The 13,542-nt window shown below is 65.1% G+C and carries 10 protein-coding genes; 7 read left to right on the forward strand and 3 right to left on the reverse strand.

Translation table 11 applies throughout. The features are described from left to right. Positions 1 to 94: 94 nt before the first annotated feature. From ugpA to ugpQ, 4 genes are read left to right on the forward strand one after another with little or no spacing between them, the layout of a single operon-like run. A complete protein-coding gene (gene ugpA / locus ACFIMZ_RS02045) occupies positions 95 to 979 on the forward strand; it encodes a sn-glycerol-3-phosphate ABC transporter permease UgpA (protein WP_431821169.1) in 885 nt (294 codons plus the stop codon). After that, positions 976 to 1,821 carry a sn-glycerol-3-phosphate ABC transporter permease UgpE gene (gene ugpE, locus ACFIMZ_RS02050; protein ID WP_431821170.1) on the forward strand — a complete coding sequence of 282 codons (846 nt, stop codon included), beginning with the start codon at positions 976 to 978 and terminating at the stop codon, positions 1,819 to 1,821. The genes ugpA and ugpE overlap by 4 nt, the downstream gene beginning before the upstream one ends. A gap of 32 nt (positions 1,822 to 1,853) precedes the next feature. Beyond that, positions 1,854 to 2,939: a sn-glycerol-3-phosphate import ATP-binding protein UgpC gene (locus ACFIMZ_RS02055; protein WP_431821171.1), complete on the forward strand. Its 1,086-nt coding sequence runs from the start codon at positions 1,854 to 1,856 to the stop codon at positions 2,937 to 2,939. Between the two features lie 26 nt (positions 2,940 to 2,965). Continuing rightward, positions 2,966 to 3,730: a glycerophosphodiester phosphodiesterase gene (gene ugpQ, locus ACFIMZ_RS02060; RefSeq protein WP_431821172.1), complete on the forward strand. Its 765-nt coding sequence runs from the start codon at positions 2,966 to 2,968 to the stop codon at positions 3,728 to 3,730. Positions 3,731 to 3,867: 137 nt separating this feature from the next. On the opposite strand, the gene ACFIMZ_RS02065 is transcribed toward ugpQ, so the two are convergent. After that, complete coding sequence (locus ACFIMZ_RS02065) at positions 3,868 to 4,599, reverse strand: OmpW/AlkL family protein (protein ID WP_431821173.1); 732 nt, start codon at positions 4,597 to 4,599, stop codon at positions 3,868 to 3,870. A 191-nt stretch (positions 4,600 to 4,790) separates the two neighbouring features. Here ACFIMZ_RS02065 and ACFIMZ_RS02070 point away from each other — a divergent pair, with 191 nt between their 5' ends. From ACFIMZ_RS02070 to ACFIMZ_RS02080, 3 genes are all read left to right on the forward strand, one after another. Further along, positions 4,791 to 5,504 (forward strand): transposase, encoded by a 714-nt coding sequence (locus tag ACFIMZ_RS02070; RefSeq protein WP_431821174.1) that lies wholly within the window; start codon positions 4,791 to 4,793, stop codon positions 5,502 to 5,504. A 291-nt stretch (positions 5,505 to 5,795) separates the two neighbouring features. Then, positions 5,796 to 10,499, forward strand: coding sequence for a glutamate synthase-related protein (locus tag ACFIMZ_RS02075; RefSeq protein ID WP_431821175.1), 4,704 nt, complete (start codon positions 5,796 to 5,798; stop codon positions 10,497 to 10,499). An 85-nt stretch (positions 10,500 to 10,584) separates the two neighbouring features. After that, positions 10,585 to 12,051 carry a glutamate synthase subunit beta gene (locus ACFIMZ_RS02080; RefSeq protein ID WP_431821176.1) on the forward strand — a complete coding sequence of 489 codons (1,467 nt, stop codon included), beginning with the start codon at positions 10,585 to 10,587 and terminating at the stop codon, positions 12,049 to 12,051. Between the two features lie 119 nt (positions 12,052 to 12,170). On the opposite strand, the gene ACFIMZ_RS02085 is transcribed toward ACFIMZ_RS02080, so the two are convergent. Together ACFIMZ_RS02085 and ACFIMZ_RS02090 are read right to left on the reverse strand one after the other, a co-directional pair. Next, the gene (locus ACFIMZ_RS02085; RefSeq protein WP_431821177.1) at positions 12,171 to 12,545 is read right to left on the reverse strand and encodes a hypothetical protein; all 375 of its coding nucleotides are present in this window, start codon (positions 12,543 to 12,545) and stop codon (positions 12,171 to 12,173) included. 69 nt (positions 12,546 to 12,614) lie between these two features. Then, complete coding sequence (locus tag ACFIMZ_RS02090) at positions 12,615 to 13,508, reverse strand: lipid II-degrading bacteriocin (protein ID WP_431821178.1); 894 nt, start codon at positions 13,506 to 13,508, stop codon at positions 12,615 to 12,617. Positions 13,509 to 13,542 lie beyond the last annotated feature (34 nt).

Below are 13,542 nucleotides of genomic sequence, written 5' to 3' on the forward strand. Positions count from 1 at the left end.
GCGCTTCGCCCTGCGCCGCCGGCCGTGTCGCGCGAACCCGCGCGACGGCCGGCGGCCATTCATCCTTGCCTTCTGGCCTGACCGGACCTCTGCGATGCAATCCCGTTCCCGTTTCGGCACGAGCCTGTTGCCGTACCTGCTGATCGCGCCGCAGCTCGCGATCACCGGCGTGTTCTTCCTGTGGCCCGCCGGCGTCGCGCTGTGGCAGTCGACGCAGATGCAGGACGCGTTCGGCACGTCGAGCGAGTTCGTCGGCGTCGCGAACTTCGCGCATTTGTTCACCGATCCGCTGTATCTCGACTCGTTTCGCACGACGCTCGTGTTCAGCTCGCTCGTCACCGTGAGCGGGCTCGTCGTGTCGCTGCTGCTTGCCGCGTGCGCGGACCGCGTGGTGCGCGGCGCGCGCGCGTACCGCACGCTGCTGATCTGGCCGTACGCGGTCGCGCCGACGATCGCCGCGGTGCTGTGGGCGTTCCTGTTCAACCCGAGCATCGGCCTCGTCACCTACGCGCTCGCGAAGTCGGGAATCGTCTGGAACCACGCGCTGAACGGCGGGCAGGCGATGTTCCTGGTCGTGCTTGCGTCGGTGTGGAAGCAGGTGAGCTACAACTTCCTGTTCTTCTACGCGGGGCTGCAGGCGATCCCGCGCTCGCTGATGGAGGCGGCCGCGATCGACGGCGCGGGCCCGGTGCGGCGTTTCTTCCACGTGGTGCTGCCGCTCTTGTCGCCGACGAGCTTCTTCCTGCTGGTCGTGAACCTCGTCTACGCGTTCTTCGACACGTTCCCGGTGATCGACGCCGCGACCGCCGGCGGCCCCGCGCAGAGCACCAAGACGCTGATCTACAAGATCTTCGCGGAAGGCTTCCAGGGGCTCGACATCGGCAGCTCGGGCGCGCAGTCGGTCGTGCTGATGGCGATCGTCGTCGGGCTGACGGTGATCCAGTTCCGCTTCGTCGAACGCAGGGTGCAATACGCATGATCGAGAATCGCAAGGGCTTCGACCTGTTCTGCCACGCGGTGCTGATCGCGGGCGTCGTGCTGCTCGTGTTCCCCGTCTACGTCGCGTTCTGCGCGGCGACGATGAACGCGCAGGAAGTGTTCACGGTGCCGCTGTCGCTCGTGCCGAGCACGCACCTCATCGAGAACGTCGCGTACATCTGGCGGCACGGCAGCGGCGGCACGACCGCGCCGTTCGGCCTGCTGCTCGCCAACAGCTTCGCGATGGCGCTCGGCATCGCGGTCGGCAAGATCGCGGTGTCGATCCTGTCCGCATACGCGATCGTCTATTTCCGCTTCCCGTTCCGCAATACGGCGTTCTGGCTGATCTTCGTCACGCTGATGCTGCCGGTCGAGGTGCGGATCTTCCCGACCGTGCAGGTCGTGTCGACGCTGCACCTGACGAACACCTACGCGGGGCTCACGCTGCCGCTGATCGCGTCGGCGACCGCGACGTTCCTGTTCCGCCAGTTCTTCATGACGCTGCCCGACGAGCTGATGGACGCGGCGCGCATCGACGGCGCGGGGCCGCTGCGCTTCTTCTGGGACGTCGTGCTGCCGCTGTCGAAGACGAGCATCGCTGCGCTGTTCGTGATCACCTTCATCTACGGGTGGAACCAGTACCTGTGGCCGATCCTGATCACGACGGAGGCGTCGCTGTCGACGTCCGTGGTCGGCATCAAGACGATGATCGCGAGCGGCGACACGGCGACCGAATGGCATTACGTGATGGCGGCGACGCTGCTGGCGATGATTCCGCCGCTCGTCGTCGTGCTGGCGATGCAGCGCTGGTTCGTGCGCGGCCTCGTCGATTCTGAAAAGTAACCACGGACACGCTACGAGGAGAAGGACGACGTATGGCTGCGCTGAGCTTGAGGGGCGTCAGGAAATCCTATGACGGAAAGCAGCAGGTGCTGCACGGCATCGACGTCGAAATTGCCGACGGCGAATTCATCGTGCTGGTCGGGCCGTCGGGCTGCGGCAAGTCGACGCTGCTGCGGATGATCGCCGGGCTCGAGAGCGTGACGGACGGCGAGATCGCGATCGGCGAACGGGTCGTCAACGCGCTCGAGCCGAAGGATCGCGATATCGCGATGGTGTTCCAGAACTATGCGCTGTATCCGCACATGACGGTCGCGCAGAACATGGGCTACGGGCTGAAGATCCGCGGCATCGAGCGCGCGACGATCGACGCGCGCGTCGCCGCGGCCGCGAAGATCCTCGAGCTCGAGCCGCTGCTCGCGCGGCGCCCGCGCGAGCTGTCGGGCGGGCAGCGGCAGCGGGTCGCGATGGGGCGCGCGATCGTGCGCGAGCCGTCGGTGTTCCTGTTCGACGAGCCGCTGTCGAACCTCGACGCGAAGCTGCGCGTGCAGATGCGGCTCGAGATCCAGCGGCTGCATGCGCGGCTCGCGACGACGAGCGTGTACGTCACGCACGACCAGATCGAGGCGATGACGCTCGCGCAGCGCGTGATCGTGATGAATCGCGGCCACGCGGAGCAGATCGGCGCGCCGGTCGACGTCTACGAGAAGCCCGCGACGGTGTTCGTCGCGGGCTTCATCGGCTCGCCGGCGATGAATCTGCTGCACGGGCGGCTGTCCGCGGACGGCGCGACGTTCACTGTCGCGGGCGGCGGGCCGGACCTGCCGGTCGCGGGCGTGCCGGGCCTCGGCGCGGAGATCGCGACAGGCCGCGACTGGGTGCTCGGCGTGCGCCCGGAGCACATGACGCCGCAGCCGGGCTTGCCGAATGTCACACTGCCGGTCGATTCGTGCGAGCTGCTCGGCGCGGACAACCTGGTGCACGGCCGCTGGGGCGCGCACGATGTCGCGGTGCGCCTGCCGCACGCGGACCGCCCCGCGCGCGGCACGGCGCTCGCGGTCGCGCTGCCCGCGCACCGGCTGCATTTCTTTGATCCCGAGACCGGCAAGCGCGCCGGCTGAACCTGTTCCTGTTGCGAGGCGTTCCGATGACTTTCCGTCCTGACTGGCCGTACCCGCGCGTCGTCGCCCATCGCGGCGGCGGCACGCTCGCGCCGGAGAACACGCTCGCCGCGCTCGACGAAGGCGCGCGGCGCGGCCACACGATGGTCGAATTCGACGCGAAGCTGTCGGCCGACGACATCACGTTCCTGCTGCACGACGATACGGTCGACCGGACCTCGGACGGCCACGGGCCGGCGGCCGGGATGCGCTATGCGGAACTCGCGGCGCTCGACGCCGGCGCGTGGTTCGACGCGCGCTTCGCGGGCGAGCGGATGCCGACGTTCGAGGCGGCGGCGGCGCGCTGCGTCGCGCTCGGGCTGGCGGTGAACGTCGAGATCAAGCCGTGCCCGGGCCGCGAGCGCGAAACAGGGCAGCGCGTGGCCGCGGACGCGGCCGCCTGCTGGCGCGGCGCCGCGGTGCCGCCGCTGTTGTCGTCGTTCTCGTTCGAAGCGTTGCTGCAGGCGCGCGAAACGGCGCCCGCGCTGCCGCGCGGGATGCTGTATGAGGCGGTGCCGGACGACTGGCGCGCGCAGGCGGTCGACGCGCTCGGCTGCGTGTCGCTGCATGCGGACCACACGCGGCTCGACGAGCCGCTCGTGCGCGCGATCAAGGCGGCCGGGCTGCGGATCCTGGTTTACACGGTCAATGACCCCGAACGGGCGCGCGAACTCGTGCGCTGGGGTGTCGACGCGGTCTGCACCGACCGGATCGACCTGATCGGCCCGCGTGCGCTGGACGGAATCCTCTAACGAGCGAACCTGACGCGAAAAAACGACGCCCCGGCGGGTTTCCGTCCGGGGCGTTCTGCTTTGCGGAGGGGTAACGCCAGGAAAATTCCGCTACAAATTGCAGCGGGATTAACCATTCCCCAAATATTCGACTACGCTTAGAAGCGGTAGCCGACGTTCAGGAAGGTGACGATCGGGTTGAGGGAGATCTTCGCCTTCGACGTTTCGGTCAGGGTGCCGACCTGGGATCGCTTGGCCGTCGTGAAGGTCGCGGTGACGCTCACCGGGACGTACGAAATCGACAGCCCGGCGAACCAGTGGTCGGTGAAGTTGTACGTGAAGCCGGCGTTGAAGACGGGCGCCCACTGGTTGCTGGTCGTCGCGCTGGTCGGGCCGCCGAGCACGCCGTTTTCGAACGCGCCGTTCGTGATCTTCGCGCCGGTGAACCACACGTAGGTCACGCCGACGCCGACATAGGGCCGGAACTTCGAGGTGGCCGAGTTGAAGTGATATCGGAGCAACACCGCGGGGCTCCACTGGTACGCGCGACCGAGCACGCCGAAACGTTCGAACTGACCCTTGCCGGTGATGTCGAACTTCGGTGGCACCCCGACGACGAGTTCGGTGGAGATGTGGTCGGTCACGAAGTAGCCGGCCGCGAGCCCGAGGGTGTCGGCATCATTGATGCCGGCGCCGGTGTTGGGAACGGATTGGTTGACGGGCGTTCCGCCGACGCGATAGACGAACAGCGGATCGCTGCTGTCCTGCGGCGAAAAATGGAGCCAGCCGTTGCTGACGTAGAAGCTGCCTGCGGATTGTGCGTGTGCCGGACCGCCCGCGAATGTAAACGCGAGCGCTGCGGCCCCCGTAATGGCCAGTTTTCGTTTCATTGTGTCTCCTCCGATCAAAGGCGTGCTCATTATGACTACTGCGTTTAAAACCAAACAAGCTTGTAAGTTAGAGTTTTCTCCCTAGGATTCGCACGACCGTACGATTCAGCGCCGAGAGCGGGAGGATTCTACGCAAGTGCGCACAATTGGACCTTCGGGTATTTCCTAACGCGATCAAACGGACATTCAGCATGGCACGGTTAGCACGACTCTACGTTCCCGACCAGCCGCAGCACGTGATATTGCGCGGCCTGGATCAGCAACCCGCGTTCGTCGACGACCAGGACTACGAGCTCTTCATCGATTGCCTGAAGGCTGCGGCGCGCGATCATCACCTGGCGGTGCACGCCTACGTGCTGCTGCCGCGCCAGGTGCAGCTGCTCGTGACGCCGAGCGACGAGGCCAGCCTGCCGAAGGCGATGCAGGCGGTCGGGCGGCGCTACGTCGCGCATTTCAACCGCCGCTATTCGCGGCGCGGCACCCTGTGGGAAGGCCGCTATCGCGCGACGGTGATCGAAGGCGAGCGGTATTTCCTGCTCGCGAGCCGCGTGGTCGAGATGAGTCCGGTGCGCGCACAGCTCGTCGCGACGCCCGACGCCTATCGCTGGTCGAGCTACCGGCATCACGTCGGGCTCACCGTCGACAGCCTGATCACCGACCATCCGCTCTACTGGGCGCTCGGCAATACGCCGTTCGAACGGCAGCGCTCGTACAAGGAGCTGTGCGAGCAGCCGCTCGACGAGCGGCAGGCCGACCAGTTGCAGCAGGCGACGCTGAAGGGCTGGGTGCTCGGCGGCGAGACCTATCGCGAATGGGCGGCGCGCACCGCGAACCGGCGCGTGTCGCCGCTGCCGCGCGGACGCCCTCGAAAGGTGCGCGAGAACACGCCGCCGATCCAGCAATAAGCGCGGACAGGCGGACCAGGAGGCGGCGCCGCGGGTGCCGCTTCTTTTTGCACCAAAACGATACGGCCCTAATAAAATGGCACCAGATCGATGCATCTGTTTAAGTGGGGTCACATCAAGCGGTTTTTGTTGCTATTCCTTTGATTCGTCGCGTATATTCCGAATTCCGGTGGCCCCGGGCGAAGCCTGCCCAGCCCACTGTCGGCCGCGCCGCCTCCCGCCGGGAGCGGGATCGGCGGCAACAACAAAATGGTTCAACGGCCCTCGAGGCCCCTTTACGACGGTGTCCCCATGAACGACCACCAGCAGCCGCTCACCGCGGTGCCCGCCGCGCAAGGTCTGTACGACCCGCAAAACGAACACGACGCCTGCGGCGTCGGCTTCGTCGCTCACATCAAGGGCAAGAAGAGCCACGAGATCATCGAACAGGGTCTGAAGATCCTCGAGAATCTCGACCACCGCGGCGCGGTCGGCGCCGATCCGCTGATGGGCGACGGCGCGGGGATCCTGATCCAGATTCCGGATGCGTTCTACCGTGAGGAAATGGCGAAGCAGGGCGTGACGCTGCCGCCCGCCGGCGAGTACGGCGTGGGGATGATCTTCCTGCCGAAGGAAAACGCGTCGCGGATCGCGTGCGAGCAGGAGCTCGAGCGCACCGTGAAGGCCGAGGGTCAGGTGGTGCTGGGCTGGCGCGACGTGCCGGTCGACCACGCGATGCCGATCTCGCCGACCGTGAAGGCGACCGAGCCGCTGATCCGTCAGATCTTCATCGGCCGCGGCAAGGACATCATGGTGACGGACGCGCTCGAGCGTAAGCTCTACGTAATCCGCAAGACCGCCAGCCACCGGATCCAGGCGCTCAAGCTGAAGCACGGCAAGGAATACTTCGTGCCGTCGATGTCGGCGCGCACGGTCGTCTACAAGGGCCTGCTGCTGGCCGGCCAGGTCGGCGTGTACTACCGCGACCTGCAGGACGCGCGCGTCGTGTCGGCGCTCGCGCTCGTGCACCAGCGCTTCTCGACCAACACGTTCCCGGCATGGGAGCTGGCCCACCCGTACCGGATGATCGCGCACAACGGCGAGATCAACACCGTGAAGGGCAACGTCAACTGGCTGAACGCGCGTACCGGCGCGATCGCGAGCCACGTGCTCGGCGACGACCTGCCGAAGCTCTGGCCGCTGATCTACCCGGGCCAGTCGGATACGGCTTCGTTCGACAACTGCCTCGAACTGCTCGTGATGGCCGGCTATCCGCTCGTGCACGCGGTGATGATGATGATCCCGGAAGCGTGGGAACAGCACACGCTGATGGACGAGAACCGCCGCGCGTTCTACGAATATCACGCCGCGATGATGGAGCCGTGGGACGGCCCCGCCGCGATCGCATTCACCGACGGCCGCCAGATCGGCGCGACGCTCGACCGCAACGGCCTGCGCCCGGCGCGCTACATCGTGACCGACGACGATCTCGTGATCATGGCGTCGGAAGCCGGCACGCTGCTGATCCCCGAATCGAAGATCGTCAAGAAGTGGCGCCTGCAGCCGGGCAAGATGTTCCTGATCGACATGGAACACGGCCGCATCATCGACGACAAGGAGCTCAAGGACAACCTCGCGAACGCTAAGCCGTACAAGAGCTGGATCGACGCCGTGCGCATCAAGCTCGACGAGATCGAGCCGAAGGCGGAAGAGGTCGCGGCCGGCCGCAGCCAGGGCGCGACGCTGCTCGACCGCCAGCAGGCGTTCGGCTACACGCAGGAAGACCTGAAGTTCCTGATGGCGCCGATGGCGCAGCAGGGCGAGGAAGCGGTCGGCTCGATGGGCAACGACTCGCCGCTCGCGGTGATGTCGAACAAGAACAAGACGCTCTATCACTACTTCAAGCAGCTGTTCGCGCAGGTCACGAACCCGCCGATCGACCCGATCCGCGAGAACATGGTGATGTCGCTCGTGTCGTTCATCGGTCCGAAGCCGAACCTGCTCGACACCAACAACATCAACCCGCCGATGCGGCTCGAAGTGTCGCAGCCGGTGCTCGACTTCAAGGACATCGCGAAGATCCGCGCGATCGACCAGTACACGGGCGGCAAGTTCAGTTCCTACGAACTGAGCATCTGCTACCCGGTCGCGTGGGGCAAGGCCGGCATCGAGGCGCGCCTCGCGTCGCTGTGCGCGGAAGCCGTCGACGCGGTGAAGTCGGGCTACAACATCCTGATCGTGTCGGACCGCAAGACCGACGCGGAGCACGTCGCGATCCCCGCGCTGCTCGCGACCTCGGCGATCCACACGCACCTCGTCCAGCAGGGCCTGCGCACCAGCACGGGCCTCGTCGTCGAGACGGGGTCGGCGCGCGAGACGCACCACTTCGCTCTGCTCGCCGGCTACGGCGCGGAAGCGGTCCACCCGTACCTCGCGATGGAAACGCTCGCGCAGATGGCCGACGGCCTGAAGGGCGACCTGTCGCCGGAAAAGGCGGTGTACAACTTCACGAAGGCGGTCGGCAAGGGCCTGCAGAAGGTCATGTCGAAGATGGGCATCTCGACGTACATGTCGTACACGGGCGCGCAGATCTTCGAAGCGCTCGGCCTTGCGACCGACCTCGTCGAGAAGTACTTCAAGGGCACGGCGTCGAAGGTCGGCGGCATCGGCCTGTTCGAAGTCGCGGAAGAGGCGATCCGCCTGCACCGCGACGCGTTCGGCGACAACCCGGTGCTGCGCGACATGCTCGACGCGGGCGGCGAGTATGCATACCGCGTGCGCGGCGAAGACCACATGTGGACGCCGGATTCGATCGCGAAGCTGCAGCACGCGACGCGCAGCAACTCGTACCAGACGTACAAGGAATACGCGCACCTGATCAACGACCAGACGAAGCGCCACATGACGTTCCGCGGCCTGTTCGAGTTCAAGGTGTCGCCGGCGAAGGCGATCCCGATCGACGAAGTCGAGCCGGCGAAGGACATCGTCAAGCGCTTCGCGACGGGCGCAATGTCGCTCGGCTCGATCAGCACCGAAGCGCACGCGACGCTCGCGGTCGCGATGAACCGGATCGGCGGCAAGTCGAACACCGGCGAAGGCGGCGAGGACGAGAAGCGCTATCGCAACGAGCTGCGCGGCATCCCGATCAAGGCGGGCGAGTCGCTGAAGTCGGTGATCGGCGACGAGATCGTCAGCGACATCCCGCTGAAGGACGGCGACTCGCTGCGCTCGAAGATCAAGCAGGTCGCGTCGGGCCGCTTCGGCGTGACGGCGGAATACCTCGCGTCGGCCGACCAGATCCAGATCAAGATGGCGCAGGGCGCGAAGCCGGGCGAAGGCGGCCAGCTGCCGGGCCACAAGGTGTCCGAGTACATCGGCAAGCTGCGCTACTCGGTGCCGGGCGTCGGCCTGATCTCGCCGCCGCCGCACCACGACATCTACTCGATCGAGGATCTGGCGCAGCTGATCCACGACCTGAAGAACGTGAATCCGAGCTCGAGCATCTCGGTGAAGCTCGTGTCGGAAGTGGGCGTCGGCACGGTTGCCGCGGGCGTCGCGAAGGCGAAGGCCGATCATGTCGTGATCGCCGGCCATGACGGCGGCACCGGCGCGTCGCCGCTGTCGTCGGTCAAGCACGCGGGCACGCCGTGGGAGCTCGGCCTCGCCGAAACGCAGCAGACGCTGGTGCTGAACCGCCTGCGCGGCCGCATCCGCGTGCAGGCCGACGGCCAGATGAAGACCGGCCGCGACGTCGTGATCGGCGCGCTGCTCGGCGCGGACGAATTCGGCTTCGCGACGGCGCCGCTCGTCGTCGAGGGCTGCATCATGATGCGCAAGTGCCACCTGAACACGTGCCCGGTCGGCGTCGCGACGCAGGACCCGGTGCTGCGCGCGAAGTTCTCGGGCCAGCCGGAGCACGTCGTCAACTACTTCTTCTTCGTCGCCGAGGAAGTGCGCGAGATCATGGCGCAGCTCGGCATCGCGAAGTTCGACGACCTCGTCGGCCGCGCCGACCTGCTCGACACCCGCAAGGGCATCGAGCACTGGAAGGCGAAGGGCCTCGACTTCTCGCGCGTGTTCTACCAGCCGGAAGAGTGCGAGGACGTCGCGCCGCGTCACGTCGACGTGCAGGACCACGGCCTCGAGCGTGCGCTCGACCACGTGCTGATCGAGAAGGCGAAGGCCGCGATCGAGAACGGCGAGCACGTGTCGTTCATCCAGCCGGTGCGCAACGTGAACCGCACGGTCGGCGCGATGCTGTCGGGCGTGATCGCGAAGAAGCACGGCCACGACGGCCTCGACGACGACGCGGTGCACATCCAGCTGAAGGGCACGGCGGGCCAGAGCTTCGGCGCGTTCCTCGCGAAGGGCGTGACGCTCGACCTCGTCGGCGACGGTAACGACTACGTCGGCAAGGGCCTGTCGGGCGGCCGGATCATCATCCGTCCGACCAACGACTTCCGCGGCAAGTCCGAGGAAAACATCATCTGCGGCAACACGGTGATGTACGGCGCGATCGAAGGCGAGGCCTTCTTCCGCGGCGTCGCGGGCGAGCGCTTCTGCGTGCGCAACTCGGGCGCGACGGCGGTCGTCGAGGGCACGGGCGACCACGGCTGCGAATACATGACGGGCGGCACGGTCGTCGTGCTCGGCGACACGGGCCGCAACTTCGCGGCCGGCATGTCGGGCGGCGTCGCGTACGTGTATGACCCGGAAGGCACGTTCGCGGCGAAGTGCAACAAGTCGATGGTCGCGCTCGATCCGGTGCTGCAGCAGGCCGAGCAGGAACGCACGGTCGACCGCGCGCTCTGGCATGCGGGCACGACGGACGAAGCGCTGCTCAAGGGGCTCGTCGAGCGTCATTTCCAGTTCACCGGTTCGCCGCGCGCGAAATCGCTGCTGGAAAACTGGGACGCGGCGCGGCGCCAGTTCGTGAAGGTGTTCCCGCACGAATACAAGCGCGCGCTGGGCGAGATCGGTGCGAAGAAGGCGGCGAAGGAAGAGCTGGCCGCCTGAGCGACGAACGACACAGCAGAGGCCGCGCGCGCCTGACGGGCCGCGCGGCTCCCCCACCCGATACACGGAATCAGAAGAGCACCTTATGGGCAAGGCAACCGGTTTTCTGGAGTTCGAACGCCGCCACGAGGCGTACGAGGCACCGCTCACGCGCGTGAAGCACTACAAGGAATTCGTCCAGGCGCTGTCCGACGCGGACGCGAAGGTCCAGGGCGCACGCTGCATGGACTGCGGCATCCCGTTCTGCAACAACGGCTGCCCGGTCAACAACGTCATCCCGGACTTCAACGACCTGGTGTACCACCAGGACTGGCGTCAGGCGATCGAGGTCCTGCATTCGACCAACAACTTCCCGGAGTTCACGGGCCGCATCTGCCCGGCGCCGTGTGAGGCGGCGTGCACGCTCGGGATCAACGATGACCCGGTGGGCATCAAGTCGATCGAGCACGCGATCATCGACAAGGCATGGGCGGAAGGCTGGGTGCAGCCGCAGCCTTCCGCGCACAAGACGGGCAAGAAGGTCGCGGTCGTCGGCTCCGGCCCCGCGGGCCTCGCCACCGCGCAGCAACTCGCACGCGCGGGCCACGACGTGACGGTGTTCGAGAAGAGCGACCGGATCGGCGGCCTGCTGCGCTACGGGATTCCGGACTTCAAGCTCGAGAAGTGGCTGATCGACCGCCGCATGCGCCAGATGGAAGCGGAAGGCGTGACGTTCCGCACCAGCGTGTTCATCGGCAAGGACGCGCTGCCGGACTCGATCGGCAACATGGCGAAGGAAACCATTTCGCCGGCGACGCTGAAGGAAGAGTTCGACGCGGTCGTGATCGCGGGCGGCTCGGAAACGCCGCGCGACCTGCCGGTGCCGGGCCGCGAGCTGGCCGGCATCCACTACGCGATGGACTTCCTGCCGCAGCAAAACCGCGTGAACGCCGGCGACAAGCTCGTCGACCAGCTGCTCGCGAAGGGCAAGCACGTCGTCGTGATCGGCGGCGGCGATACGGGTTCGGACTGCGTTGGCACGTCGAACCGTCACGGCGCGAAGGGCGTCACGCAGTTCGAGCTGCTGCCGCAGCCGCCGGAAGAGGAAAACAAGCCGCTCGTGTGGCCATACTGGCCGATCAAGCTGCGCACGTCGTCGTCGCACGAGGAAGGCTGCGAGCGCGACTGGGCGGTCGCGACGAAGCGTTTCGAAGGCAAGAACGGCAAGGTCGAGAAGCTGATCGCGGCGCGCGTCGAGTGGAAGGACGGCAAGATGCAGGAAGTGCCGGGCTCGGAGTTCGAGATGAAGGCCGATCTGGTGCTGCTCGCGATGGGCTTCACGCAGCCGGCTTCTCCGGTGCTCGAGGCATTCGGCGTCGACAAGGACGCGCGCGGCAACGCGCGGGCGGCGACCGAAGGCGATCGCGCGTACTACACGTCGGTCGACAAGGTGTTCGCGGCCGGCGACATGCGCCGCGGCCAGTCGCTCGTCGTGTGGGCGATCCGCGAAGGCCGCCAGTGCGCACGGTCGGTCGATGCGTACCTGATGGGGCATTCGGAACTGCCGCGCTGAACGCAGTTCGCGTAGTCGTATCAGGCCGGGCGCCCGAAAGGGCACCCGGTTTCTTTGTTGAACCGACGGCAAGACCGGTGACCGAAGGCATGCGGTCCAACGCTTGCTGGCGAATGACGTCATTGCGTCGGCTTTGGCGGCTCGAGAGGAAGTTTTTGAATTTTCCCGAAGCCCGTGACGCGACGGTCGCAATCGATTGTCGCGACATAGTTTCCTTCGCGCGACTTCAGATCGAATCCCCACCAGCCGAGCGTGTCGGCATGGTAGCGGGGTGTGCCGACGAATTCGACCTCGTTCAGATGTATGCCTTGTTCTTTAGCGAACGTGAGAATTTTTGCCTCAAGTTCTCCGACTGGTGCATCAGGACAATGACCTTCATCTCTCTCGTATCTCGCAATCCCAACGATGATAAGAAATAGGAAGACGAGAGCGACGGCAGTCGCACCAAGCATAAGCAAGAGGCGAATGCTGTAGCGAATGACTGTTGAGATCATGATTGTGATTGGATGCCCTCCCGACGAGGGAGGGAGTGATTACAGTTGAAGGTCCCCACTGGCTGCGACCTACCAGCGTCCCGGACGCATGAGCCCGCCGAACGATGGCCGGTGAACTGCTTGGGGCGGACGCGTTTCAGCGTTCTGGACAGGCCGTCGACCTGAAAATGATATTTCCTTTTCGCCAGTGAAGTAGATTTGACAGTCAGTGTGCCCAAACACGGAGCCGATTTCTCTCAAGCGTGTGGTCATCCATTCCTGCAGGAATGGCCGATTGGAGCGGTCTGCATCGAATCTGTCGGGATTCAATGTGTAGGAGCCAACGAACCAATAGGTGTTGTCTTCCCGCATCGTTAATGTTCCTCGAACATGACCCGAGACGCGCCCCACAGTCGTGGCAGACCAGAAATCATGCTCGCCGTGATTGAAGATACTGGTGCTAAATGGTCCGTCGATCGGGTAAGTGCCAGGGCCATATCCAGGATTTTCTATGCTGTCCTGGATTAATTTGAAATCCGAGGTCCCCATTCTTAGATTCATGGATTCAAGATTGAGTGATCTGCGCTCCCCATTTCCGAAAATCCAATAGTAGACGGCTCCAATGAACATGAATGGGCTTCCGTAAAATTGGAATTCTGATATTGGGCGGATTCCATTCAGCTGGTTTGCGTAGATGCCGAATAGTGTCGATGCGTCGGCGTGGCCCAGTGCGACGTTAAGACTATACGAATTTGCGCCTGGGAAATTCTTGTAGCCGCCTCTCGCAAGCCATCCGGTAAATTCGCCTACTAAAGTTAATTGATTTTGACAGAATAATGCGTTTCGACTCTCGAACAGAAATTGGAAGAATTCCTCTGTCGTGGCAATCATGTCGCCATAGTCTGCGTCATTGAAAATTTCGGTGGCGGAACAATATCTGCCGAAGCACAAGAGCTTTGGATAGCCGAGCGAGGCCTCTGACATTGCCCCTCCACCGCCAACCTTGCCGGAAAAACCG

The organism is Burkholderia sp. F1 (assembly GCF_050813845.1).
In the GTDB taxonomy this organism is placed as follows: domain Bacteria; phylum Pseudomonadota; class Gammaproteobacteria; order Burkholderiales; family Burkholderiaceae; genus Burkholderia; species Burkholderia ubonensis.

What these genes read in the sequence shown, in the direction of transcription:
- ACFIMZ_RS02090 (WP_431821178.1), bottom strand. Translation starts at nt 13,508, where the DNA reads ATGTCAGAGGCCTCGCTCGGCTATCCAAAGCTCTTGTGCTTCGGCAGA.
- ACFIMZ_RS02085 (WP_431821177.1), bottom strand. Translation starts at nt 12,545, where the DNA reads ATGATCTCAACAGTCATTCGCTACAGCATTCGCCTCTTGCTTATGCTT.
- ACFIMZ_RS02055 (WP_431821171.1), top strand. Translation starts at nt 1,854, where the DNA reads ATGGCTGCGCTGAGCTTGAGGGGCGTCAGGAAATCCTATGACGGAAAG.
- ACFIMZ_RS02080 (WP_431821176.1), top strand. Translation starts at nt 10,585, where the DNA reads ATGGGCAAGGCAACCGGTTTTCTGGAGTTCGAACGCCGCCACGAGGCG.
- ugpA (WP_431821169.1), top strand. Translation starts at nt 95, where the DNA reads ATGCAATCCCGTTCCCGTTTCGGCACGAGCCTGTTGCCGTACCTGCTG.
- ACFIMZ_RS02065 (WP_431821173.1), bottom strand. Translation starts at nt 4,599, where the DNA reads ATGAAACGAAAACTGGCCATTACGGGGGCCGCAGCGCTCGCGTTTACA.
- ugpQ (WP_431821172.1), top strand. Translation starts at nt 2,966, where the DNA reads ATGACTTTCCGTCCTGACTGGCCGTACCCGCGCGTCGTCGCCCATCGC.
- ACFIMZ_RS02075 (WP_431821175.1), top strand. Translation starts at nt 5,796, where the DNA reads ATGAACGACCACCAGCAGCCGCTCACCGCGGTGCCCGCCGCGCAAGGT.
- ugpE (WP_431821170.1), top strand. Translation starts at nt 976, where the DNA reads ATGATCGAGAATCGCAAGGGCTTCGACCTGTTCTGCCACGCGGTGCTG.
- ACFIMZ_RS02070 (WP_431821174.1), top strand. Translation starts at nt 4,791, where the DNA reads ATGGCACGGTTAGCACGACTCTACGTTCCCGACCAGCCGCAGCACGTG.